At 63.7% G+C, this 24,711-nt stretch carries 20 protein-coding genes; 11 read left to right on the top strand and 9 right to left on the bottom strand.

The features are described from left to right. Window positions 1-142 precede the first annotated feature (142 nt). The 4 genes from KO516_RS00545 to KO516_RS00530 form a co-directional block, all read right to left on the bottom strand. The gene (locus KO516_RS00545; protein WP_216001846.1) at window positions 143-1,441 is read right to left on the bottom strand and encodes a TRAP transporter large permease; all 1,299 of its coding nucleotides are present in this window, start codon (window positions 1,439-1,441) and stop codon (window positions 143-145) included. A gap of 112 nt (window positions 1,442-1,553) precedes the next feature. Further along, entirely contained in the window at window positions 1,554-2,111 is a 558-nt protein-coding gene (locus KO516_RS00540; RefSeq protein WP_252737329.1) for a TRAP transporter small permease subunit, read from the bottom strand. An 80-nt stretch (window positions 2,112-2,191) separates the two neighbouring features. Continuing rightward, a complete protein-coding gene (locus KO516_RS00535; RefSeq protein ID WP_216001844.1) occupies window positions 2,192-3,175 on the bottom strand; it encodes a TRAP transporter substrate-binding protein in 984 nt (327 codons plus the stop codon). A 293-nt stretch (window positions 3,176-3,468) separates the two neighbouring features. After that, window positions 3,469-4,419, bottom strand: a complete 951-nt coding sequence (locus KO516_RS00530; protein ID WP_252737328.1) for a GntR family transcriptional regulator — start codon at window positions 4,417-4,419, stop codon at window positions 3,469-3,471. Between the two features lie 124 nt (window positions 4,420-4,543). Here KO516_RS00530 and KO516_RS00525 point away from each other — a divergent pair, with 124 nt between their 5' ends. From KO516_RS00525 to KO516_RS00500, 5 genes are all read left to right on the top strand, one after another. Next, entirely contained in the window at window positions 4,544-5,353 is an 810-nt protein-coding gene (locus KO516_RS00525) for an amino acid ABC transporter ATP-binding protein (protein WP_216001877.1), read from the top strand. Further along, window positions 5,353-6,009: an amino acid ABC transporter permease gene (locus KO516_RS00520; RefSeq protein ID WP_252737327.1), complete on the top strand. Its 657-nt coding sequence runs from the start codon at window positions 5,353-5,355 to the stop codon at window positions 6,007-6,009. Before KO516_RS00525 ends, KO516_RS00520 begins: the two co-directional genes overlap by 1 nt. 92 nt (window positions 6,010-6,101) lie before the next feature. Next, a complete protein-coding gene (locus KO516_RS00515) occupies window positions 6,102-6,908 on the top strand; it encodes a transporter substrate-binding domain-containing protein (RefSeq protein ID WP_216001843.1) in 807 nt (268 codons plus the stop codon). Window positions 6,909-6,991: 83 nt separating this feature from the next. Continuing rightward, window positions 6,992-8,167: a M24 family metallopeptidase gene (locus tag KO516_RS00510; protein ID WP_216001842.1), complete on the top strand. Its 1,176-nt coding sequence runs from the start codon at window positions 6,992-6,994 to the stop codon at window positions 8,165-8,167. Window positions 8,168-8,629: 462 nt separating this feature from the next. Then, window positions 8,630-8,833: a hypothetical protein gene (locus KO516_RS00500; RefSeq protein ID WP_216001841.1), complete on the top strand. Its 204-nt coding sequence runs from the start codon at window positions 8,630-8,632 to the stop codon at window positions 8,831-8,833. A 596-nt stretch (window positions 8,834-9,429) separates the two neighbouring features. Here KO516_RS00500 and yghX read toward each other — a convergent pair. Genes yghX through KO516_RS00485 form a run of 3 tightly spaced genes read right to left on the bottom strand, consistent with a single transcriptional unit; the run spans window position 9,430 to window position 14,462 of the window. Next, window positions 9,430-10,317 carry a YghX family hydrolase gene (yghX, locus tag KO516_RS00495; RefSeq protein ID WP_216001840.1) on the bottom strand — a complete coding sequence of 296 codons (888 nt, stop codon included), beginning with the start codon at window positions 10,315-10,317 and terminating at the stop codon, window positions 9,430-9,432. A gap of 12 nt (window positions 10,318-10,329) precedes the next feature. Next, window positions 10,330-13,398 carry an efflux RND transporter permease subunit gene (locus KO516_RS00490; RefSeq protein ID WP_216001839.1) on the bottom strand — a complete coding sequence of 1,023 codons (3,069 nt, stop codon included), beginning with the start codon at window positions 13,396-13,398 and terminating at the stop codon, window positions 10,330-10,332. After that, window positions 13,395-14,462, bottom strand: a complete 1,068-nt coding sequence (locus KO516_RS00485; protein ID WP_216001838.1) for an efflux RND transporter periplasmic adaptor subunit — start codon at window positions 14,460-14,462, stop codon at window positions 13,395-13,397. Before KO516_RS00485 ends, KO516_RS00490 begins: the two co-directional genes overlap by 4 nt. 354 nt (window positions 14,463-14,816) lie before the next feature. Here KO516_RS00485 and KO516_RS00480 point away from each other — a divergent pair, with 354 nt between their 5' ends. The 6 genes from KO516_RS00480 to KO516_RS00455 all read left to right on the top strand — a co-directional run bounded on the left by KO516_RS00480 (window position 14,817) and on the right by KO516_RS00455 (window position 22,474). After that, entirely contained in the window at window positions 14,817-16,109 is a 1,293-nt protein-coding gene (locus KO516_RS00480; protein WP_216001837.1) for a LysR family transcriptional regulator, read from the top strand. Between the two features lie 502 nt (window positions 16,110-16,611). Then, on the top strand, window positions 16,612-17,640 hold the full coding sequence (locus KO516_RS00475; protein WP_216001836.1) for an ABC transporter ATP-binding protein: 1,029 nt from the start codon (window positions 16,612-16,614) through the stop codon (window positions 17,638-17,640). A 13-nt stretch (window positions 17,641-17,653) separates the two neighbouring features. Continuing rightward, window positions 17,654-18,697, top strand: coding sequence for a PotD/PotF family extracellular solute-binding protein (locus KO516_RS00470; protein ID WP_216001835.1), 1,044 nt, complete (start codon window positions 17,654-17,656; stop codon window positions 18,695-18,697). Continuing rightward, on the top strand, window positions 18,694-20,382 hold the full coding sequence (locus KO516_RS00465; RefSeq protein WP_216001834.1) for an ABC transporter permease subunit: 1,689 nt from the start codon (window positions 18,694-18,696) through the stop codon (window positions 20,380-20,382). The genes KO516_RS00470 and KO516_RS00465 overlap by 4 nt, the downstream gene beginning before the upstream one ends. A 54-nt stretch (window positions 20,383-20,436) precedes the next feature. After that, entirely contained in the window at window positions 20,437-21,240 is an 804-nt protein-coding gene (locus tag KO516_RS00460; protein ID WP_216001833.1) for a creatininase family protein, read from the top strand. A gap of 499 nt (window positions 21,241-21,739) precedes the next feature. After that, entirely contained in the window at window positions 21,740-22,474 is a 735-nt protein-coding gene (locus tag KO516_RS00455; RefSeq protein WP_216001832.1) for a UTRA domain-containing protein, read from the top strand. Window positions 22,475-22,476: 2 nt separating this feature from the next. Here the strand turns inward: KO516_RS00455 and KO516_RS00450 are convergent, their stop codons facing one another. Both KO516_RS00450 and hutU read right to left on the bottom strand, forming a co-directional pair. Then, entirely contained in the window at window positions 22,477-23,013 is a 537-nt protein-coding gene (locus tag KO516_RS00450) for a HutD family protein (RefSeq protein ID WP_216001831.1), read from the bottom strand. Then, window positions 23,010-24,707 (bottom strand): urocanate hydratase, encoded by a 1,698-nt coding sequence (hutU, locus tag KO516_RS00445; RefSeq protein ID WP_216001830.1) that lies wholly within the window; start codon window positions 24,705-24,707, stop codon window positions 23,010-23,012. The genes KO516_RS00450 and hutU overlap by 4 nt, the downstream gene beginning before the upstream one ends. Window positions 24,708-24,711: the final 4 nt, after the last annotated feature.

The following is a 24,711-nucleotide window of genomic DNA, read 5'->3' as shown; positions in this document are numbered from 1 at the left end:
TTTGACATCCCGCCGGTGATCCGCTTCGAGGACAAGCCGCGAGGGATGTTCTTTTCGACCCCCGGAAAACAGCAAAGCCCCCGGCGAGAGCGCCGGGGGCTTTATCACGCCCGAAGGCGTTCGTGTAGGGCGGCGTCACGCCTTATTGCCGCATCAGGTCCGGCACGATGCTGACGATCTGCGGGAAGAGCGCGATCAGAAAGACAAATCCCGCCATGATCAGGAAGAAGGGCATCGTCGCGCGGGTGATCTTGCCGATGCTGTCCCCCGTCAGGCGCTGAAGCACCGTGAGGTTGAAGCCGACCGGGGGCGAGATCTGCGCCATCTCGACGACGATCACGATGAAGACGCCGAACCAGATCTTGTCATAGCCTGCGGCCTCGACCAGTGGCAGGGTGATCGGCAGGGTCATGACGATGATCGCAAGACCCTCCATCACCATCCCCAGCAGGATGTAGAAGACCAGCAGCACCGCGATCAGCGCCAGCGGCGACAGGCCCCAGCCATTGATCGCGCCCGCGATGTAGCGCGGCAGGCCGAGATAGCCCATCGCCGTCGACAGGAACATCGCGCCGACCATGATCAGGCCGATCATCGCGCTGTTCTCTGCCGCCTGACGAGAGGCGGCAAGCAGGCCCTTGAGGTCGAGCTTGCGCTGCGCGAAGCCGATGACCATAGCCCCGAGGACGCCAGCGGCGGCGGCTTCGGTGGGGGATGCGATGCCGCCATACATCGAGCCGATGACAAAGAGGATCAGCAGCAGCAGCGGGCCAAGGTCGGTCAGCGCGCGCAGTTTCTCGATCAGGCTGGTCGGGGGCGGGGCCTCGCCGATCTTGTCCGGTGACAGCTTGGCGCGGATGCCGATGTAGCCCATGTAGGCGATTGCCAGCAGCGCGCCGGGCAGGATGCCCGCCATGAACAGGCGCAGGATCGATTCCTCGGCCATGACGCCGTAGATGATCATGATCGTCGAGGGCGGGATCAGAAAGCCCAGCGTGCCCGCCCCGGCCAGCGAGCCGATCACCAGATCCCGGTCATAGCCGCGCTTCAGCAGCTCGCCCGCAGTGATGCGCCCGACGGTCACCGTGGTGGCGGCCGAGGAGCCGCAGACCGAAGCGAAAAGCGTGCAGCCAAGCACGTTGATATGGGTCAGCCGGCCCGGAATCCGCCGCAGCCAGGGCGTCAGCCCGGTGAACAGCGAGGCCGAGATATTGGTGCGAAACAGCACTTCGGCCATCAGGATGAACAGGGGCAGGGCGAGCAGCTCGGTCGACGAGAGCACGTTCCATGACTGCTGCGCGAGCAGTTTGACAAAGGGCATCTGCGGTCGAAACAGCGCCAGCATCGCGGCGCCGGTGGCGACAAGGCCAAGGCCGATCCACAGGCCGGAGCCCAGCAGCAGGACCATGATCCCCACCAGAGAAGTAGCAATTTGCGTCATCGCGGCGCCTTTCGGGAAATCTTGGGGGCGGGGGGCGTTATGCAGGCAGAGGGCGTTATGCAGGCGGGGGGCGTCTTGCGGGCGGGGGGCGTCTTGCAGGCAGTGGCGCGGCTCATTCGATCGCGGCGCCTTCGGCGAGGCGTTCGCCGCGGCTCAGCCGCAGCAGTTGCGCCGCGCATTGCAGCGTCAGGATGATGGCACCAAGCGCGACAAGGCTCTGCGGCCAGACCAGCGGCGTGCGCATCACGGTGGCAGAGGTCGAGCCGCGCTGAAGCGACAGCAAGGCCATTTCGCTCAAGGCCCATGCCAAGGCGGCGCAGGCGGCCAGCCCGGCGAGGCAGGCGCCGAATTCGATCACCCGCGACAGCCGATGCGGCACCGCTTCCAGCACCGCGGTGACGCGCACATGCGCGCCCCGGCGTAGCGCATCCGCGGCCCCCATCATGAAGGCGGTGCCCATGGCATAGGCGGAATAGTCCCATGAGAACGGCAGCGAGCGTCCGAACAAGTTGCGCGAGACGATCTCGGCGGTGATCATCCCAAGGATCGCCAGCAGGGCAAGCCCGGCGATCAGGCTGCCCGCCCGCGTCACGGCATCGATCGGGGCGATGATCGCGCCAAACCGCCGCGAGGGCATTGGCGCGGGGCTCGGGTCCGGGCTGTGGTCCATGGCTGACACCATCCTTGCTACCTTCCAACGGGTTGTAAATGAAGGGCCGGGCCCCTGTCGCAGAGGCCCGGTCCGGCAGATCACTCTCCGCGCACGGAGAGGTAGTTGTCGATCACCGGGGCGACCTCGGGCACGCGCTCCTTGAAGGCATCCCACAGCGGGCGCGCGGCATCGATGAGATCGGCCTTCAGCTCTGCCGACGGCGCCGAGACGGTCATGCCGTTCTCTTCCAGCGTCGCGATCTTGCTGGCGTCTTCCATCGCGGAGTTGAGCCAGAAATCGCCTTCAAGCGCGTCGGCGACCGCCTCGATGGCGTTCTGGTCTTCGGCATCAAGGGCGTTCCATGCGTCGAGATTGACGGTGACGATGTTCGACGAGGCCTGCCAGTTGAAGGTGCTCATGTTGTCCATGAACTCCCAGAACGCGCCATCGACGCCCGATGACGAAGACGTGGTGACGCCCTTGATGGTGCCAGCGGCCAGCGACGGAACGACCTCGCCCCACGGCATTTGCAGCGGCGCGGCGCCGATCGCGTTGAAGAAGCTGTCGCCATTGGCGTCGACGACGCGGATGGTCAGCCCCTCGAGATCGGCGAGCGTTTCGATCTTGTTCGGGGAATAGACTGCCTGTCCGGGCCAGGGCGTCATGTAGAGCAGCTTCTGGTTCATCTCCTCGGCGATGTCTTCGATCATCGGGCGGTAGAACTTGTGCAGCAGCGCGAGGTCGGGAAGCGTCGGGGCGAGATAGGGCAGGGTCTCGACCCCCAGCGCCGGGTTTTCGCCGACCTGCTGGCTCATCAGGATGTCGGCGATCGGCACCAGCCCGTCGCGCACGGCGGCCATGCCTTCGGGGCCCTTGATGCCAAGCGCGCCGCCCGAATGCACGGTGATCTGCACCTCGCCATCGGTGGCCTCGGCGACCTGCTCGGCGAAGGTCATGGCGTTCTTGGTGTGGAAGTTGCCCTCCGGCCAGACCACCGACATGTCCCAGCTTGTCTGCGCCGCAACCGCCGAGCCAAGAGCGACGCCCAGCGTGGCAATGCCCATTCCTATTCCGTATTTCATGTGTCGACCCCTGTTGGCGTTATCAAAAAGATCGCGCGCAGCGATCCATGTGATTTCAGTATACCACCTGTATCCCATGAAAATAGGCCTGGGGCAAGAACCCGTGGCCAGGCAGTAAATGCCTGTTAATTGGATGATATTTCGAGGGCCGTGTGTGAAAATTGAGCAAGTTTGGGACGTCTTCAGCGCCAGCGACCCGGCGGGAGGAGTCCGGACATGGAATCGCGCCCGTCCGGTCTGCGCGGCAGTCCGGGCTCTTTGCGGCGGCGCTCACCCAAACGGCGTTGGGCTGCCTAGGGGGCGTGGCTGCGGCGCAACCTGCGCAGGATGGCATCGCGCGCGCCTTCGAGGTGATGGATCATCGCGTGCTCTACACGCTGTGCATCGCGCTCGCGCAGAGCGTCAATCAGGTCGAGATGCTCGGCGCAGCCTGTCAGGAATCGCGCGGGCACTTGCGTATGGTCGAAGATGGCGGTCCGCCGGTGCAGCTTTGCGACGACCTGCGCCGCCGGCTGGTTGCCATGGGATAGCGCGATCATCTGGTGGAAATCAGCGTCAACGGCCCGAGCATCGCTCTCGTTCGACGGCCCTTGCCGCATAAGCGCCATGATTCGGGCCTCCATAGCGTCAAGCGCCTTGTCCGGAACACGCGCGTTGGCGGCAAAATACGGCTCGAGCGACAGGCGGATGAAGAAGATTTCCACCACTTCCGCTTCGGACAGGCGCCGCACCCGCATGAAACGGCCATGGATCTCGGCAAGCCCGTCTGCCTGAACCTGACGGATCGCTTCGCGGATGGGCGTCAGCGACATCGACAGTGCCTCGCCAAGCATCGCCGGTTGCAAGAGATCGCCCGGCTGCAGCCTGCCGTCGAGGATCATCGCCATGATTTTCCGGTGCGCGTCATGAGCAAGCGTGCGGTTCGTCGCGGCGTGGCTTTGGCCTTTGCCGGGGTCCATCAGCCTTGGCCTGAATGATCCTGTATGCATCGTGGCGATCCGCCTCTTCAACGTGGTCTTGAGAGTATTCAGTATACCAATTGCACGCCCTGCACGAGCAAATGCCGGCAGATCTTGCTGACTGTCGCATTGAAGGGGCGTTTGAATGGCGTCGGCACGCTCACGCTCTGGTGCCGCAATGATGGCACAGCTGCACAGGCTAGGCGGAACGCTACTGCGAAGCGTCGCTAATATGCTCAATACGAACGCATAATGCGCAAATTCTAATCCGCCGGCGGAGGGCATTGTCGCCAAAAGCAAGTTTCGAGTTTCAGGCTTAGATTTTCAGTATACCAGCGGAATTACCAAATTGCGGAAGATCGACTCACGCCTCAGCGATGAGGCCGGGCCGCCGAAACAGGATAAAGCCATGACGACGGACCTTGGAGGGTCACTTCTCAAGCTGCGCGACATTCGCAAAAGCTTCGGAAAGCTCGAGGTGCTGAAAGGCATCGACCTCGATGTGGCCGCAGGAGAGGTGGTGTCGATTATCGGTGCCAGCGGGTCCGGCAAGAGCACCTTCCTTCGGACGATCAACGCCATCGAACCGGCAGACAGCGGGACGATGGCGTTCGATGACAAGACCTTCGACTTCGACAGCACCAGCGGTCAGCACCCCTCGGAGCGCGACCTTCAGGCGCTGCGGTCCCGGATCGGGATGGTCTTTCAGAGCTACAACCTCTGGCCGCACAAGACCGTGCTCGAGAATGTCACCCACGCCCCGGTGCGAATCCTCGGAAAATCCCGGGCGGAGGCGACGGAAATGGCCGAGGGGCTGCTCGATAGGATCGGGCTTTACGATAAGCGCCACACCTCACCGCAGCGCCTTTCAGGCGGGCAGCAGCAGCGCGTCGCCATTGCTCGCGCCCTCGCCATGACCCCGCGCTTGATGCTTTTCGACGAAGTGACTTCGGCGCTCGATCCCGAGCTTGTCCACGAAGTCCTGATGCTGATGGCGTCGCTTGCCGCAGACGGCATGACCATGCTGCTGGTGACACATGAGATGTCTTTCGCCCGCGATGTGTCTTCGCGCGTGCTGTTTTTCGAGGACGGCGTCATCGGCGAGCAGGGGCCTCCCGGCAAGATGCTGCGCGATCCACAGAGCCCGCGTCTGCGTCAGTTCCTGCACTCGATCCTCCATGACGATCTTAGTCAGGCGAAAGCCGGAGGGCTGGTCTGATGCAGGCGCTTGCAAACGACATCTCTGTCTACGGTCCCGGTTTCCTGACAGCCGCCTGGACGGTGCTCTGGCTGACCGTGCTGACGATCGTGCTGAGCTGGGTCTTTGGTCTGGCGGCGGCGCTCGGGCAACGGTCCGATCTCACCTCGGTGAGGGGGGCTGCCGCCTTTTACATATGGTTCATCCGGGGCACGCCCGCGCTGATCCAGATCTTCATCGTCTATTTCGGAATGCCGCAGCTCGGGGTCCGAATGTCGCCCTATATGGCTGGCGTGCTGGCACTGGGCATCAACTCGGGCGCCTATGTGGCTGAAATCGTGCGATCCGGCTTGCAGGCGATCCCCAAGGGCCAGACCGAATCCTCATTGGCGCTGGGGTTCAGTCGCGCCGAAACCATGCGCACGATCATCCTGCCGCAAGTTGTGCGGATCATCCTGCCGGCGGTGACGAATGAGGCGCTTTCCACGCTCAAGAACACCTCGCTGCTGTCCACGATCACGGTTGTGGAACTGACGCTCTACGCCCAGACGCTGATTTCGGCCACGTTCCGCCCCTTCGATTTCTACATCGCGGTTGCGCTCATATATCTGGCGCTCACCACCCTGTTGACGCAGTTGGCGGCCTTTTTCGAGCGCCGCTTTGCTCGATTGTACTGATCTGCCGAATGGGCGCGCCAGCTTGTGCGCCGCGCTCCAACAACACCGGAAAACCGGGCCAAACAGAAAAAACCAGACAGGGAGTTCCCCCAATGACCTTCAAGATCAAGATTGCGGCAATTGCGACCGCACTGCTGCTGCCGCTGGCGGCTGAGCTCAAGGCGCAGGACGCGCAAGAGCTGGAGTTGCTGGAGCCGGGCGTGCTCTCTGCTGCGACCGAGGGCACCTATCCTCCGTTCTCGATGCGCGCACCGGATGGCGCGCTGGACGGTCTCGAGATCCGCGTCATGCGTGAGATCGCCAATCGCCTCGGGCTGGACTACGAACCCGTGCTGGTGAAGTGGGAATCCGTGCTGATCGGTCTTGAGGCCGATCAGTACGATATCGTCTCGGTCGCGATGGACATCACCGAAGAGCGCCAGAAGAAGGTGCTGTTCTCGGATGGCTGGCTCGAGTCCGGTGGCCGGGTCGTCGTGCAGACCGGGAGCGATATCACGCAGCCCGCAGATGTGAAGGGCCGAACCGTTGGTGGCCTCGTTGCATCCAACTGGACCACGATTGCCGAAGAGCTGGGAGCGGAGGTGAAATCCTACAAGGCGGAATCCGATGCCATGCAGGATCTCGCGAACGGTCAGGTCGATGCCATCATCACCGATGCGGTCGCAGCCGCCTATGCGATCGAGAAATCCAGCCTGCCCCTGCAACTTCTCGAAGAGCCGGTGTCCTCGATCCAGAAGGGATTTGCCATCAAGATGGGCAAGCCCAACCTCGCCCGGGCGGTGAATGCGGCCCTTGCCGACATGGTCGCGGACGGCACCTATGCCGAGCTGACCAGCGATCTGATCGGCTTCGATCCGACCCCCGCAGAGCCGATCCGGACCATTTTCGCCACCAACTGATCCTTGCGTCCCGATCTGCGAGGCCGCTTCGCGGCGGCCTCGTTTCGGGGCGTGTCGCCCGCAACCCCTGAAAGCTGTTTCGAATGCTGCGTCACTTTCCGATCGAAGAATACCAAGCCCGCTGGGCCCGTGTGCAGCAGGTCATGGCCGAAGATAATTTCGAGGCCGCTGTCGTCGTGAGCCGCGGCGGCGGCACCACCGACAACTGCGGCGATGTGCTTTATCTGAGCAACCACTATTCGGTCAGCGGCGGTATGGACTCGCGTATCTGGTCGGCGCGTTCGTTTTCGGGCATCATCCTGCAGAAGGGCCACGAGCCAGAGCTTCATATCGATGAACCCGAGCCGCGCCGCGACCTGATCAGTGTCGCGGATGTCTATTGCGACAACCATCCCTTCCTGTCGATTGCGCGCCGTCTCAAAGAACGCGGCATCACCGGCCGGGTGGCCTTTTGCGGTGCGTGGTTCATGCCGGTGACGTACTGGCGCCAGCTTCGGGATGCCACGCCCGATATCGAGTGGGTCGATGCGGATGACCTCATACGCCGGGTCCGCGCGATCAAGAGCCCGCGCGAGCTTGACGTTTATCGTATCGCGGGCGTGGCTGCGACCGAGGCGACCGACGTGCTGATGCAGGGTCTCACGATGGGAAAACTCGAACGCGAGGCTGCGGGCGATGCGGCGCGTGTGGTGGTCGCCCGCGGCGGCAGGATTCAGGCGATCGGAACCAACCACGGCGATACGATCGATGCCGATTATCGCTTCCCCCTGACCGGGTCGGCCGATGATGCGCCCGCCCCCGGCGATCTGGTCCGGGGGACGGTGCATGCGGCCTTTCAGCAAGGCTACTACCTCGATCCCGGGCGAACCTCGGTCTTTGGAAAACCGAGCCCCCGGCAGCGCCGACTGATCGAGGCCACGGCCGATATCGTGCAGCGGCTGTCAGCAATGATGCGTCCGGGCGTGCGCCTGCTCGATGTCGCGGCCGAAGGGGATCGCCTCACGCAGGCCTTCGGCGGCAGTGAAAGCACCCTCATGAAGAATTTCCCCTTTTACGGTCACGGCATCGGTCTGTCATTCGAGCAACCGCGGATCTCCACTGTGATGTCCGAACCCGAGGATGTGGTGCGCGAGAGCATGGTGTTCGGGGTGGAGGCCTTTCTTGCAGATGATGAAACAGGCTCGGCGTTCGTCGAGGATATCCTCATCATCGGTCGAGACGGCAACGAACTCCTGACGCGCTCGCCCTACCAATACTGAGCACGGCTGGTTCTGGCAAAGATCTCTCGCAGGGCCATTCAGACACCCATAGCCCCCATCGTCTGCGCCCAGATTGGGATCTTGCGTCAGGCCGCGCCGCTTGAGATCCAATAGCCTCTCTGGGTACTTTCACGGAGGCCGCCGACCAGAGACAGCCGCTTCTTGCGACTGTAGCCCCCAGCCTCAGTGTTCACCAGAACACATTGTTTGTCCTTGGATATGCGTGGATTGAGGCTGCCCCCGTCAGCCCAGATACAGAACAAGCGCGAAGGTCACGTTTCTGCCAGCCTCGCAAGTGGTCCCTCAGTCGGATTTCAGCCGCGTGATCGTATCGGCAGAAAGACCTTTGGCGTTCGGGTCCGGCAATCCTCACGGATCTACATGAATTTGGGTATCTGAGCAGCAAGCAGGCCGCGGCGCTGGCGGGACTCGCGTCAGCGTTGCGGAAATCGGGAAACTGGCGTGGCAGGGAGCGTCTTTAGCGCGGGCGATCTATTTGCAATCGTGACAACGCGCTTCAACCCGGACATGAAGGCGAAATATGACCAGCTGGTATCAGCCGGAAAATACAAGCAGTTGGTTATCGTGGCCGTGATACGCAAGCTGATTGTCACAGCATATGCCCTTCTCCGCGATCAACGCAAATGGACCCAGAACCCAACTTGACCAAAACGGATACTCATGGTTCGCAGGAACCCATCGCCGGGCAATTGGGCGGCTCAAGGCTCGCATCAGGAAGGTGCTGCAAAGCCACAACTCCCAATCTGGCAAAGACTTGGCGGCCAAGCCCCACCGCCCTCTCCAGACCTGAAGCCAGCAATGCCCACAATCAGATCCGGGGCAGAAACACGCCCTTGCAGACGGAGAATGACTGGCACTATTTCAACCCAGAGCGGTTCAAGAAACAGTCCTACGACCTGACGGGGTGCGCCAGCTAGAGAATGCCGAATGATCGCGCAATCCTCGGGGCGTGAGCCTGGCAGGAAGATGCTGGCTGCGCGGCAGCGCTACCTGTTCGCGCCCCAGCTTTAGGCTTGCGCATCTCGACCATATCAAAAGGACAACCGACCAATACGACGAGAGCCTCGATTTGCCCGCCCTGCGTTATGCTGCGTGCCGAAGGCTTGAGCATCAGCGGTTATCCAAGCCGCGCACCGCCCCGGGCTTCTTCTGGCCCTAAATATCCCGGGGGAGTCTTTGCAAAAAGACGGGGGCAGCGCCCCCAGCCGCCTTGCGGGCAAGCGCAAAGGTCGCAGACAGCGTCAGACCAGATATTTGCGGAACCACGCGATGGTGCGCGACCAGGCCAACTCTGCGGCTTCGGCATCGTATCGCGGGGTGGAATCGTTGTGGAACCCGTGGTTTGCGCCCTCGTAGATATAGGCCTCATAGGTCTTGTCATTGGCCTCGAGCGCCTCGCGATAGGCCGGCCAGCCCGCGTTCACCCGCTCGTCAAGCGCGCCGTACTGCAGCAGGATCGGCGCTTCGATTTTCGGCACGTCCGCCGCATCGGGCTGGCGACCATAGAATGGCACCGCCGCGCCAAGCTCGGGGTAGGCCACCGCCGCCGCGTTCGCCACGCCGCCGCCGTAGCAAAAGCCGGTGATGCCGACCTTGCCGCTCACCTCGGGTTGCGCCGCCAGATATTCGATGGCGGCGAAGAAATCGTTCATCAGCTTTTCGGGGTCGACCTGCTGCTGCAAGGCGCGGCCGTCTTCGTCATTGCCCGGATAGCCGCCCATCGGCGTCAGCCCGTCCGGAGCCATGGCGATGAACCCTGCCTTGGCCAACCGCCGCGCCACATCCTGAATATAGGGGTTAAGCCCGCGGTTCTCATGAACCACCACCACTCCCGGCGCGGTGTCCATGCCGTTTGGCCGCACCATATAGGCGCGCATCTCGCCATGCCCGTTGGGCGAGGGATAGGTGATCCACTCGGGGGTGATGTCCGGGTCATTGAAGCTGACCTGCTCGGCCATGGCGTAATCGGGCGACATCATGCCCAGCACCGCCGCCGCCGTCATTCCCGCCACGGTATACTTGCCCGCCCGGTCGAGAAAATCGCGCCGCGAGATCAGCCCGTGGGCGTAGAAATCATAAAGCTCGAGCAGTTCCGGGGCGAAATCCTTGGCTGTCATGCGCTTGGTCATGGTCTCTCCTCCTCATTGAGCCGGAACGGGGTCCGGTTCGGGATCGCGCCGGGGCAGGATGCCCTCGACGATCACATAGATCACCGGGGTGACGAACAGGGTCAGCACAAAGGCCAGCGCCAGCCCGCCGGTGATCACCATGCCGATGGCGACACGGCTTTCCGCCCCCGCTCCGGTCGCAGTGGCCAGCGGCACCGCGCCAAGGATGGTGGCAACGGTGGTCATGGTGACCGGGCGTAGCCGGGTCACCGCGCCTTCGATGGCGGCGGCGCGCAGGGCCATGCCTTCTTCGCGCAGCTGGTTGCTGAACTCGACCATCAGGATGCCGTTCTTGGCCATCAGCCCGACCAGCAGCACCAGCCCGATCTGGCTGAAGATGTTGATGCTCTGCCCGGTCAGCCACAGCGTCAGCACCGCCCCGCCAAGACCAAGCGGCACGGTCAGCAGGATGGTCAGCGGCGTGCGGAAGCTTTCGAACTGCGCCGCCAGCACCAGAAACACGATGGCCATGGCCATGGCGAAGACCATCCCCATGTCGCCCGAGCTTTTCAGGTAATCCGCCGCCTGCCCATCCCATGCCAGCGTCGCCCCGGCGGGCAGATCGGCCACCGCCGCCTGCACCCGCGCCATGACCTGCGCCAGATCGGCGCCGGTGGTCATGTCGGATTCGACCCCGACGGAATGCACCCGGTCATAGCGGGTGATCGACGGCACCGTGGCGGCGGTTTCAAGACTGGCAAAGGCCGACAGTGGAATCAGCGCGCCGCGATCGTTGCGCAGCAGGATCGACATCAGATCCTCTGGCGCGTCGCGATCCTCGGGTGCGGCCTGAAGCACCACCGGGTATTGCCGCCCGTCGCGGCTGAACTCGCCGACCGTGTGCGAGGCGATCAGCACTTGAAGCGTGCTTGATACCGTCTGCGCATCCAGCCCCAGATCCTGCGCCCGCAGCCGATCAACGCTTAGCGTCGCGCCGGGCTGGTTGGCGGCATGGCCGACTTCGACGCCGCTGAGGTCGGGATCGTCTTCGAGCAGCGCCGCCAGTGAATTCGCCCAATCGGCGGCGGTGTCGATATCCGGCCCGCCAAGAAAGAACTGCAAGCCGCCGCGACCGCTACCGATGCCAAGCCCACCCGACGGGCGCATCCATGTCTGCACGTCGGTGATCCCGGCCAGCGGTGCGCGCAGGCCGGCCATGGCGTCCTGCACCGAGATGTCGCGCTCGTCCCATGGCACGAGATTGACGAACAGCATGGCGCGGCGCAGCTCTCCCCACATGCCGACGATGGTGGTGACGTTGCTGACCGCGCCGCGGTCGCGCAGCGGCTGCAGCGCCGCTTCGACCTGCCGGGCGGCGGCATCGGTGACCTCCAGCGACGATCCCTGCGGCGCGGTGACATAGATGCGGAACTGGCCGCGATCCTCTTTCGGCGTCACTTCCTGCGGCAGGGAAAGGTACAGCGCCGCGCAGGCCGCCACGGCAAAGGCGGTGCCGCCAAGCAGCAGCTCTGGCAGTTTCAGCATCGCGCCCAGCCCGCGCCGATAGCCGCGCTCCACCACCCGGATCACCGCGTTGACCGCGCGGGTCAGCAGGTTGGGCTTGTCTTCGGCAGGCATCAGCCGCGCCGCCAGCACCGGCGACAGGGTCAGCGCGGTAAAGCCCGACACCACCACCGCCACCGCCAGCACGATGCCGAATTCGCCAAAGATCTGGCCGATCTCGCCGTCCATGAAGCTGACCGGCAGGAACACCGCGATCAGCACCGCCGTGGTGGCGATCACCGCGAAATTGACCTGATTGGCCCCGGCCCGCGCCGCCTCGCGCGGGGAATAGCCCATCGCCCGGTGGCGCTGGATGTTTTCCAGCACCACGATGGCGTCATCGACCACAAGGCCAATGGCGAGGATCATCGCAAACAGCGTTATGATATTGATGGTAAAGCCCAGAAGCAGCATCGCCAGACCTGCGCCAAGGATCGACACCGGGATGGTGACGATAGGCACAAGGCTGAGCCGCGCCGAGCCAAGGAACAGGAAGATCACCGCCGTCACCAGAAGCACCGCTTCGATGAACACGTCCTTGACCTCGTTCAGCGTGGTCTGGATGAACAGCGCCTCGTCGGTGGTGATGGTCAACGACATGCCGCTGGGCAGGCCGGGGCGGATCAGGTCCAGCTCGGCCTTGATCGCGCGGCTGATCGCCACGGTGTTGGCCTGTGCCTGCGGCTGGATGCCCAGCCCCAGCCCCGTCGCCCCATCGGAGCGGAACAGGCTTTCCGATGCCTCTGGCGCCTCTTCGATGCGCGCCACATCGCCAAGACGCAGCGGGCGGGCGCCATCGTCGCGCACAGCAAGATTGGCAAATTCCTCGGGGCCGGAGAACCTGGTACGCGCCAGAAGCGACAGCTGGCGGGCGCCGGTCTCGATCTCGCCCGCGGGCAATTCGACGTTGTTGGCATCCAGCGCCGAGATGATGTCGCCGGTGGTCACGCCATGCGCCGCCATCAGCCCGGCATCCAGCCAGATCCGCATGGCGGGGGCGCGCTCGCCGTAGACAGAGGCATTGGCAACCCCGGGCAGCCGCGCCAGCCGGTCGATGATGAAGCGGTTGGCGTAATCGGATAGCTCAAGCGCCGACATCTCGCTTGAAGCCAGCGACAGGCGCACCACCGGGTCGCTTTCGCTGTCGTTCTTGCGCACCTGCGGCGCGTCGGCGGCATCGGGCAGATCGCGCGCCGCGCGATCCAGGGCGGTGCGCACATCGTTGGTGGCGCTGTCGATGTCCACGGCGCTGTCAAAGATCAGCACGGTGCGGGCGCGGCCCCGCTCGCTCTCGGTCTCCATGCTCTGCAGCCCCGAGATCCCCGCCAGCGCCCCTTCGATCACCGCGGCGATCTGGGTGTCGACCACATCCGGCGCGGCGCCGGTGTAATCGACGCTGACGGTCACCCGCGCGGTATCGGTCGATGGCAGCTCGCGCACCGGCAGCCGCGAAATCGCCACCACCCCGATCAGCACGATCAGCAGGTTGAGCACCGTCGCCAGCACCGGCCGGCGGATCGACAGATCGGGAAGGCTCATCCGTCGATCTCCGCTGTTGCTTGCACCGGCGCGCCGTCCGACAGGTTTGAAAGGTTGCTGGTGATCACCTGCGCGCCCTCGGGCAAGGCGCTGGTGATCTCGATCATGCCTGCGACCAGGCGCCCGGTGGTGACGCTGAGGCGCCGCGCGATGCCGCCCTCGTTCAGATGCACAAAGGTCTGCGCCCCGGACACGCTCAGCGCGCGTTCCGGCACGGCAGGGGCGTCGCGCTCATCAAGCACCAGCGCGGCGCGCAGGAACATACCCGCGGTCAGCAACCGGTCGTCATTGGGCACCTTTGCACGCAGCGCGATCGAGCGCGTCGTCTCGTCGATGCGGGTGTCGATGCCCGAGATGGTGCCGGTAAAGCTGCGATCCGGCCAGGCGGCAGAGGTCAGCCGCACCTCGAGCCCGGGTTGCAGCCGCGACAGATAGCGTTCGGGCACCGAAAAGGCGACCTCGATCACCGACAGATCGTCGAGCGTGGTCACCACCGAGGCGCTGTCGACCAGCTGCCCACGGGCAAGATCGGTAAAGCCGACGACCCCGGCAAAGGGCGCGGTCAGGCTGCGGTCTTCGAGCGTCTTTTGCGCCAGCGCCTGTGCCGCCTCGGCGCGCAGCATGGCGGCGCGGGCGGCTTCGAGATTGGCCTCGGTGGCGCTGCCGCTGCGGGCCAGCCCTTGCAGACGGGCGTAGTTGCCCCGGGTTTCGGCCAGCGTCGCCTCGGCGGCGGTGAGGTTGGCGCGGGCCTCGGCATCGTCGAGCCGCAGCAGCACATCGCCCGTTGCGACCGGCTGGCCGGGGGCAAAGGCAATCTCGGTAACGCGGCCCGCCGCCAGCGGGTGCAGCACCACGGCCTCGCGGGCGCGGGCGGTGCCGACCGCCTCGACGGTTTCGGCAAAGCGCAAGGTCTGGGCCGGGGCGGTGCGCACGGCGGTCGGACCACGGCCGCGCGCGTCGCCGGCGCTGTCGGTCGCCGCGACCATATCGCCGGTGAGCACAAAGCCGCCAAGGCTGGCCGCTGCGATCAGGACGATGGCAAACAGGATACGCAAGGCTTTCATGGCTGTCTCCGGGTGGGTACCGAGGCAGGAACGTCGCCTATTCCCCGCGCAGAATGAATGTGACGACGCCTCGCGGCAATATAAATTAACGTGTACGGATCCGGCGGCGGCTTCGGTTTGGCCAAAGACTGGCGGGTTGCGTATAAAACCGCCGTCTGGCTGTGGGCAATGGGCTGCGCGCCATGGTTTGGGCCAGCGGTCGCAATAGCCGGGCAGAGTGCATAGCCGACAGGCATTGCGGGCCATTCCAGCGCATGCACCGCTGTCTTGGCGCCATTATCGCCGTCGCTGACGGGGCGCGCCGGTCGGATCTAGCTGCACGTCGTCTGGGAAAATGTCGCGCCTGATCCTGCGATGGACGGCAAAGCGATGCCGGTTGGTGGCCTGTGCAATACGCGCTGTGTCGCGCAGGCGCAGTTCTGTTTGGGGCATCTTCGTTCGCCTCGCTTGCCAGCAGGGCAGAGCATCCGGCGCCGCCCGGTTCGCAAACTGCCGGTGCCTGCACGATTTGCACACAGGCCTGAGCCTCGGCTATCTGGCGGTCTGCAAGCTGAGCTTACATTGAACGACCGTCTCGTCGTCCTTCGGAGCTTTGCCTTGCCATCGAAACTCTTGGGCATACCCCCATGCATCGGCATCAAAGGCAATGAAATGGACCAAGGTCTGATCAACGGGATTGACGTGCGGCTGTTGCGCACGACCTTGCTTCTGCTGCGCGAAAGAAACGTGTCGCGGGTCGCAATGATGCTGGGGCACAGCCAGCCCGCCGTGAGCGCAAGCCTGAAGAAAGCCCGCGTGGTTTTCGCCGATGCGCTTCTGGTACGGTCCGGGCAAAGCCTCGTGCCGACGGTGCGGGGCGAACAGGTTGCCGATCTGATCGCCGAGACGCTTGAAAAACTGGCCGAGCTGGTCGGAAGCGAGGACAGGTTCGATCCGTTTCGAGCCGAGGGGCGGATCCGGATCCTCGTGGTGAATTGCTTTGGCGGATTTCTCGTTCCTGCGATCGGCGCAAGACTTCGGGCGGAAGCCCCGGGATTGGCGGTGGATTTCTTTGCCCCGTCGGAAAACGCCGATCTTGCGAAGGAGCTAGAGCAGGGCGTCGATCTGGTGATTTCCAGCTGGCCCGCCCCGAGGGGCAGCCTGCGATCTGCGCCGCTCTTGCAGTGTGGCATCTCTTGCCTGATGCGAACGCAGCATCCGTTTGCGCGCCGCAAGGGGCTGACAATGAAGGATTACGTCGACTGCGATCATGTCTCACCCACGCCGATCACCAATGCGCTTTACAGCCCGATCGACAGCAGATTGGCAAAGGTCGGTGTCCGCCGCCGCGTGATGATGTCTGTCCCGGAATATGCCCAGATCCCAGAGCTTCTGAAAAGCAGCGATCTCGTTTTCACGACCGGCACGCCCTACGCGACTTATATCGCGGAGGCATTCGGCGACGGCAAGCTTCGCGTTTTCAAAGCCCCGGTCGAACTGGAGCAGATGCAGGTTCACATGCTCTGGCACGAGCGTGTGCAAAACGGAGAGCAGCACCGGTGGCTGCGCCAACTGGTTCGAGATGTCGCGCGGCAGGCTGACAGGCACATGCTGTCCGCCGAGGCCGAAACCTGCGCTGAAAATGCCGGGTCTGCACTGGGGGTATAAGGCCAGCCTTATACCAGACATAAGCCTTGCCTGCGTTGTTCCGCTGTCTGTCCGGGCGCATTCTCGCCGCATCTGCACAGGACACGGTGTTCTGTCCGGCCGACAAGCGAGATCAGAATGCCGCGCATCCCCCCTGTTTTCCAGCATTTGGCCCGCAGAAAGCTTTGGGTGGCTGGGCCGGGCGGTCTTGGCGTCGATGCTCGCATCTCGGTCGCGGGCTGGGCGGGATCGGCGTGAAACGCGATGTGGGTTGTCCGGACATCGGCCCGATTCGAGCCAGATCATGGGGCGTGTCGCGCCCCAAGCTCTTCCTGTGCTGCCAATTAAATGAGCAAGTCCGCCTAAACCTTGGGCGCAGGCTCAAAAACCTCTTCGCCCCCGTTGGGCGCCAATCGCCGACCACCGGCCCAATTCGCCGCGATGCCGGGCCGCGCTCGCAGAGCGGTCAGCCCCGCACCGTCGGCCACCCCCGGAACGTCACGCCTCAGGAGCGCAGCTTTCAATGCAAAACAACCCCCACCTTGTCCTGAGCGGGCTGACCGCGACCTATGGCCAGACCCGCGCGGTGGATCGTCTCAGTCTTGAAATACCCAAGGGCGAATTGCTGTCGCTGCTCGGCCCGTCCGGATGCGGCAAATCCACCACCCTGCGGATGATTGCCGGATTTGTTCCCCCCAGCGAAGGCTCGGTCCTGCTAGGCGGCAAGGACATCACCCGCAAACCGCCTCACCAGCGCAACATCGGCGTGGTCTTTCAATCCTACGCGCTGTTTCCCCACCTCACGGTGCTCGGCAATGTCGGGTTCGGGCTCAGGATGCGGCATTTCTCCAAGGCTGATTGCCGCGACAAGGCCAGAGCCGGGCTTGAAACCGTCGGCCTTGGTGCCTTTGCCGACCGGTATCCCGCGCAGCTGTCGGGGGGGCAGCAACAGCGGGTCGCGCTTGCCCGCGCGCTGGTTGTCGAACCGGAATTGCTTTTGCTCGATGAGCCGCTGTCCAATCTGGATGCCAATCTGCGCGGCGAGATGCGCGACGAGATCCGATCGCTTCAGCAGCGTCTTGGGATCACCACCATCTTCGTGACCCATGATCAGCAGGAAGCGCTGGCGATGTCGGACCGGGTCGCGGTGATGGAAGGCGGGCTGATCCGCGAACTTGGCGCGCCGCGCCAGCTTTGCGATGCCCCGACATCGGCGTTTTCGGCCGAATTCCTTGGCGCGCGCACGGTGGTGAAGGGCACGGTCAAGAACGGCGTGTTCACCGCGCCGGGCCTTAGCTGTCAGGGCGCGCCCGAGGGTGCCACCTCTATCGTGCTGCGCGCGGCGCGTCTGCGCCTGAGCGGGGCGCCGGGCGGTCCGCTGGCTGTTCTGGGCGAGCTGAAGAGTGTCGCCTACCTTGGCGAGACCTTCGAGACCGAAATCGAGACGCTCTCGGGGATGATCCGCGTGATTACCCCTTCCGACCTCACCCCACCCCCCGTTGGCACCACCTGCAGCATCACCGCGCTGCCCGGTGCCACCACTTTCATCTGACAGGAGACTCCCCATGACATTTTCCAGACGGACCTTCGGCAAGCTCGCCCTTGGCGCGGGTGTTGTCGCACCGTTTCATTTCGTGCGCAGCGCCTCGGCACAGCCCAAGCCCGGCGACGAGCTTGTCGTCGGCATCTGGGGCGGCACTCAGGAGAAGCTGGTCAAGGAATATTGCGAAAAGCCGCTGGTCGAGAAATACGGCTGCAAGGTCAGCTACGTGCTTGGCGGCACCGTCGACCGTCGCGCCCGCGCCTATGCCGAGCGCGGGCGCCCCAGCTTTGATATCCTCTACCTCAACATCTACGAGAGCCGTCAGGCGGTGAAGGACAAGGTCACGCAGGCCCCGACCTCTGCCGTGCCGCAATACGAAAACCTTTATGATGCGGCCAAGCTGGGCGGCTACGGCGTTGCCTTCAACCCCTGCACCATCGTCTATGACAAGACCAAGGCCAGCGCGCCGATCACCTCGTGGAAGGATATCTGGAACCCCGAATGGCAGGGCCGCATCGCCTGGCCGCAGGGTCTGGGGGCCGAGGGGGTGTCGGCGCTGATGATGACCGCCAAGGCCTTTGGCTGGACCGAAAAGGACTATGACAAGGTGATCGCCAAGGTGGCGGAGCTAAAGCCGCTGGCCGCGATCCAGTCCAGTCAGGCGCAGCTTTTCGAGATGTTCGATCAGGGCATCTGCGATCTGTCCGTCGAGTTCGCGAGCTTTACCCGCAAGTATCAGGAAAGCCGCAACCCGAACATCGCCATCGCCGAGCCGATCGAGGGCACAGCCATGGCCATGAACGTTGCCTGCATCACCGAGGGCACGAAAAATCAGGTGCTTGCCGAAGAGTGGATCAACCTGCATCTCTCCGAGCCCTGCATGCTGGCCTATGCGCGCGAGACATATTATTCGCCCACCGTCAGCAACGTGACCATCCCCGAAGAGCTGAAGGGCAAGGTCATGGGGCCGGAAGAGGTCGCGCAGATGAACGATTTTGACTGGGACTACATCAATGCCAACCGGTCGGCTTGGCAGTCGAAGTTTGACCGGGAAATCGCAGGATGAACAAATGGATGGGACCGGCGCTAGCAGCGCCGGTCACTCTGTGGCTGCTGCTGGCCTTCGCCGCGCCGGTGATCGCCGTTGTGCTGCTGTCGCTGCACGCGGTGCCGGACCCGTTCGGCCCGCTGATCCAGCCGCCCTCCCTTGCGCAATTCGCGCTGGTGCTGGGGGATGGCTTTTACCTCGGGGTCATTCTGGAAACCGTGCTGCTGGGCGCTGGAGTCACCGTGCTCTCCGCGCTTCTGGGCTATCCACTGGCCTTCTGGCTGACGCGGATGCCCGGCAAATGGCGGGCGCTGGCCTTTGGGGTGATCCTGATCCCGCTGCTGACCAACGTCGTGGTGCGCTCGCTCGGGATCATGCTGCTGCTGTCTCCGGACGGGCTGATCAACGTCATTCTGGATTTTCTGGGGCTGCCGCAGGCGCGCACCATGCTCTTTACCCACGGTGCCGTCGCCATAGGACTGGCTCAGGTCTTCATGCCCTTCCTCGTGCTTGCGCTTTACGACACGATGCAAAGCACTTCGCCCCGCGTGCATGAGGCCGCCGAAAGCCTTGGCGCCTCGCCGGTGGTGCGGTTTCTTACCGTCGATCTTCCGTTGTCGCTTCCCGGGCTGCGCGCCGGGGTGATCATGGTCTTCCTGATGTCGACCACCGCCTATGTGTCCGCCACCCTGCTGGGCGGCAGCAAGGTCTGGACCATCGGTATGCTGGTTCTGAAAGAGGCGATCTCGAACCTCAACGCTCCCATGGCCTCGGCCCTCGCGTTGACCATGACCGTGCTTGGACTGGCCTTCGCCGGGCTTTGCACACTGGCGCTCAATCGCATGATGCCCTGGACCTCGGGCAAACCCAGCGAGCCGATTGCGCTTCCGCACTGGCTGATCTGTGTCGCGGAGATCGTCGGCCCGACCCTTGCGCGGCTGCTGCTGGCGGCAAGTCTCGGCCTGCTGCTGCTGCCGCTTGCGCTGGTCTGCATCCAGAGCTTCAACGACGTGCCGCTGGCCACCGCTGCCGGGTTCAAGGGTTTTACCCTGAAATGGTACGAGGCGGTCCTGTTCAACGGCAATTACACCGCCGCCTTCATGGTCTCGGTCAAGCTTGCGGTGGTGGCCACGGTGATCGCCGTGTCGCTTGCTCTGCCTGCCGCCTTTGCTCTGGCCAGATACCCGTTTCGCGGGCGAAGCGGTCTGCTGGCGTTCTGGCTGCTGCCGCTGTCGCTGCCGCATATCGCAGTCGGGGTCGGCATGCTGAAGCTGCTGCAGGTCTATTACATGATCCCGCCCTTCCTTGGCATGGTCGCCATCCACGTGGTGGTGATGCTGCCCTTCGTGATCACGCTTTTGACCGCGTCGGTCCTGCAACTGGACCGCGCACAGGAAGAGGCCGCAAGCAGCTTGGGCGCAGGCCCGGTGCGCCAGTTCCTTCTGGTTGTCTTGCCCGGTCTGGCCCCCGGTTTCTTCGCCGCCGGGATCGTCGGCTTCCTGATGAGTTTCGGCGAGGTCACCGTCACCAGCTTCCTGACCACCGCCCGGACGACGACGCTGCCGGTCCGCATCTATTCAGAGGCGACCTTCGCGCTCGAACCGACGGCGCATGCGATCTCGGCCATCCTGATCGTGCTGACCATCGCGACGCTCGGCATCGTGGGGCGGCTGATCCGGCTCGACAGGCTTTACGCCCGCTAAGCAAACCAGCGCGTCGGGGGCATGGCCCCTGACGCCCAATTCTGGAGAACACCGTTGAAACATTACTGGTCGGATTACACCAGCGAAGCCTTTGCAAAGCTGGACCATGACAAGCTCATCGCGGTGCTGCCGGTGGGCGCCACGGAACAGCACGGCCCGCACCTGCCGATTTCGGTCGACACCACGATCGGTTCGGGGATCGTTGCCCGCCTCGCCGAGCGACTGCCCGAGGACAGCCCGGTTCTGTTCCTGCCCTTTCAGGCCATCGGCAAGAGCAACGAGCATCTGCGCTATCCGGGCACGCTGACCCATTCCGCCGCGACGCTGATCGCCATGTGGATCGAGATCGGCGAAAGCGTCGCCCGCTCTGGGGTGCGCAAGATGGTCCTGCTCAACAGCCACGGCGGCAACATCAGCGTCATGGATATCGTCGCGCGCGAACTGCGCGTTCGCTGCGATATGCTGGTCTTTTGCATGGCGTGGTCCGGTTTCGGCATGCCCGAGGGGCTCTATACCGACAGCGAACGGCGCTACGGCATCCATGCCGGCGACATGGAAACCTCTGTCATGCTCGCCCTCGACCCGGAAAATGTCGTCATGGAAAAGGCGCGCGACTTCAGGTCCACCGCGCAGGACTGGGACGCAAACTATCGCAACATGGGCCTGCAGAGCGCGATCAAACCCGCGTGGCAGGTGCAGGACATGAATCCGGGCGGCGCCTGCGGGAATGCCTCGCTCGCGACCGCAGAAAAGGGCGAAGCGACGCTTGACCACGCCGTCGAGCGCATTCTGGAAGCCTTCGAGGACATTGCCCGCGTCCCGCTTTCCCAGCTCGCGAACGCGCCTGAATGGGGGTAGACACCGCCCGTCATTCGATATGATCCACCCGGGTGGGAGTGGCCTTCCCACCCGGTATCGCGAAGATCTCGCGTGAAGCTCGGCCGTTGCCCCGGGAACGGCACTGATCGATAAAGGGCTGCTTTGCTTGAACGCGAATGGCACCCAAGCGGGGGCGGCGAATGGCGATCCCGTTCCGCGGGACCGTAAAGTGAATGCGGCTGGCCGCGTAAACGATGGCATGACCAACGCCCGCCACTATCGCCGCCACCACTTCCTGCACGGCGTGATTGCCGATGCCGTCTGGCTGACATTCCGGTCTCCCCTGAGCCTGCGCATGGCCGGTATAATTTACAGCGCCTGTAGAATTCAGCACGTGCCATTGCAGCCGCCGGTTCCGCGGCGTCGGAAATAATCGAAGTATATACTTGGGCACCCTGCCAAGGTATCTGGATAAGAGAGGTCATGTTCTCTTCTATGACGGGGACGTACGAAACCGTTGAGTAAGACGAGAAGTCGAATGGCAAGAGAAAAGTCGGAAACGCTGCATGGCCGAATTCTGAACGAATTTTCTCGTAAGATCATCGATGGCACTTGGCCGCCGGGCTTCCTGCTTCCCAAAGAGACCGAGCTTGCAGAGCAATATGGCGTCTCTCGCATGACCATGAACAAGGTGATGATCCGCCTTGCCTCGGAAGGCTACGTGATCCGGCGCAAGCGTATCGGCACGGTCGTGGCGCAGCCGCGCGCGGAATCCGCCGTGCTTGCGATCAACAATATCGCAGAGGAGGTCGCTGCGCTTGGGCGGCGGTACAAATGGTCTCTGCAGTCCTGCGAAAGCCGCGCCGGAAATGCCCAAGACCGTCGTCTTCTAAGCTTGAACGAAGACGAGGCACAGGACAAAGCGCTGTTCCTTCAGGGGCTGCATTATTCGAACGATGAACCCTTCTGTCTCGAAACGCGGGTGATCAATACCACGTTGGTGCCCGATGCCATGAGCGTCGATTTCAACAAGGAAGTGCCGGGATCCTGGCTTTTGAAAACCATCCCGTGGACCAAGGCGCGGCACCATGTGCGGGCGCTTAATGTATCGGGGCGCGACGCGACGCTACTGGAGCTGCCGGTGGGCGCGGCCTGTCTCGAAATGCTGCGTCGCACGCAGATCGATGCCCATTGGGTGACCTGCGCGCGATTGCTCTATCCCGGTGAAGCGCATCAGCTGATCGCTGAGTTCGACGGGAAGTTCGGCGTCTGAGCTCAGCCGTTCCCGCGCCGGATCGTCAGGACAAGCGCGTTGTCAGGCACAGTGACGCTGGCAAGCGGCAGGTCGCGAAGATCGTGCCGGTTCAGCCCGAAACAGGGCATGTCATCCAACGCAAAAAGATAACAGGCCAATAGATCGTCGCCCGGGACGTGCGCGCCGCTTTGATAGACCGCGCCGAGCAGGGGCGCGCGCACCATCAGGTTCAGATCGAGCAGCTCTGCGCCGCGTAGCTCGGCGACACAGAGCGTCTCCCCCGAAAAGCAATGCGGCACCCCGTCCGGCTGGCAATCGATGATCTGGCCATCGGCAAAGGTGAGGCGCATCGCACCGCCCTCGATCACCGTGAGCACCCGGTTGATGCCGGGAAAGGTCGAGAAGGGGCCGGATTGGCCGACCTTCGCAGTGCTGATCCGCCAGTCGAAATTGTCGAACCCGGAGCCCTCTGGCTTGCAGAGGATCTCGGCGGTCTCGCCGCCGCCGTTTTTCCAAGGGGTGAAGCGACGCTCCACCCCCGGGTAGATCTTGCTCATGATCCAAGGATCCGCGGCAGGCGCAGGCCATGTGCCTTTGCACATTCAATCGCCTCGGGGTAGCCCGCATCGGCATGGCGCCAGACGCCCGAGGCCGGATCGTTCCACAGCACGCGTTCCAGCCGCTTGGCGGCCTCGGGCGTGCCGTCGGCGCAGATCACCACGCCGGAGTGCTGCGAGAAGCCCATGCCGACGCCGCCGCCATGGTGGATCGACACCCATGTCGCGCCAGAGGCGGTGTTGGTCAGCGCGTTGAGCAGCGGCCAGTCGGAAACCGCATCGGAGCCGTCGCGCATGGATTCGGTTTCGCGGTTGGGCGAGGCGACAGAGCCGGAATCCAGATGATCGCGCCCGATCACCACCGGGGCTTTCAGCTCGCCACTGGCGACCATCTCGTTGAACTTGAGGCCAGCCCGGTGACGATCGCCAAGGCCGATCCAGCAGATCCGCGCGGGAAGCCCCTGAAAGGCGATGCGCTCGCGCGCCATGTCCAGCCAGCGGTGCAGATGCTCGTTCTCGGGGAACAGCTCCTTCATCGCCTGATCGGTCTTGTAGATATCTTCGGGATCGCCCGACAGCGCCGCCCAGCGGAACGGCCCGATGCCTTTGCAAAACAGCGGACGGATATAGGCGGGCACGAAGCCGGGGAAGGCAAAGGCGTTTTCGAGCCCTTCTTCCTGCGCCATCTGGCGAATGTTGTTGCCATAATCGAGGGTCGGCACACCGGCGTTCCAGAAACCGACCATGGCTTCGACGTGATCCTTCATCGACGCCCGCGCGGCGCGGTTCACCGCTTCCGGATCGCTTTCCTGTTTCTCGCGCCATTCGGCGACGCTCCAGCCGCTCGGCAGATAGCCGTGGAACGGGTCATGGGCAGAGGTCTGGTCGGTGACGATATCGGGGCGCGCATTGGGGAGCGCTTCGCCCGCCTGCATGCGGCGCAGGATCTCGGGGAAGACATCGGCGGCATTGCCGATCAGCGCCACGGATTTCGCCTCGCCCGCCTTGGTCCAGCGTTCGATCATCGCCAGCGCTTCGTCAAGATCATGGGTCTTTTCATCGCAATAGCGGGTGCGGATGCGGAAATCGGCGCGGGTCTCGTCGCATTCGACAGCAAGGCAGCAGGCCCCGGCCATGACAGCGGCCAGCGGCTGCGCGCCGCCCATGCCGCCCAGCCCGCCGGTCAGGATCCACTTGCCGGTCAGGTCGCCGCCATAATGCTGACGGCCCGCTTCGGCGAAGGTTTCATAGGTGCCCTGAACGATGCCCTGCGCGCCGATGTAGATCCACGACCCGGCGGTCATCTGGCCGTACATCATCAGGCCTTTTTTATCCAATTCGTTGAAATGCTCCCAATTGGCCCAGTTCGGCACGAGGTTCGAATTGGCGATCAGAACGCGCGGCGCATCGGGATGGGTGCGCACGATGGAAATGGGTTTGCCCGATTGCACGAGCAGGGTCTCGTCGGCCTCAAGATCCTTGAGCGCCGCGACGATGGCGTCGAAGTCTTCCCATGTGCGCGCGGCGCGCCCGATGCCGCCATAGACGACAAGCTCATGCGGGTTCTCGGCCACATCGGGATGCAGGTTGTTCATCAGCATCCGCAGCGGCGCCTCGGTGAGCCAGCTTTTCGCGTTGAGCTCGGTCCCGGTGGGCGGGAAGATGTCGCGTTGATTGTGACGGGGATTGGTCATCTTT

It is taken from the genome of Citreicella sp. C3M06, assembly GCF_018860705.1.
Lineage (GTDB): Bacteria > Pseudomonadota > Alphaproteobacteria > Rhodobacterales > Rhodobacteraceae > Salipiger.
Note: the sequence above shows the minus strand (reverse complement) of the source record. Positions and strands in the feature narration are given on the sequence as shown.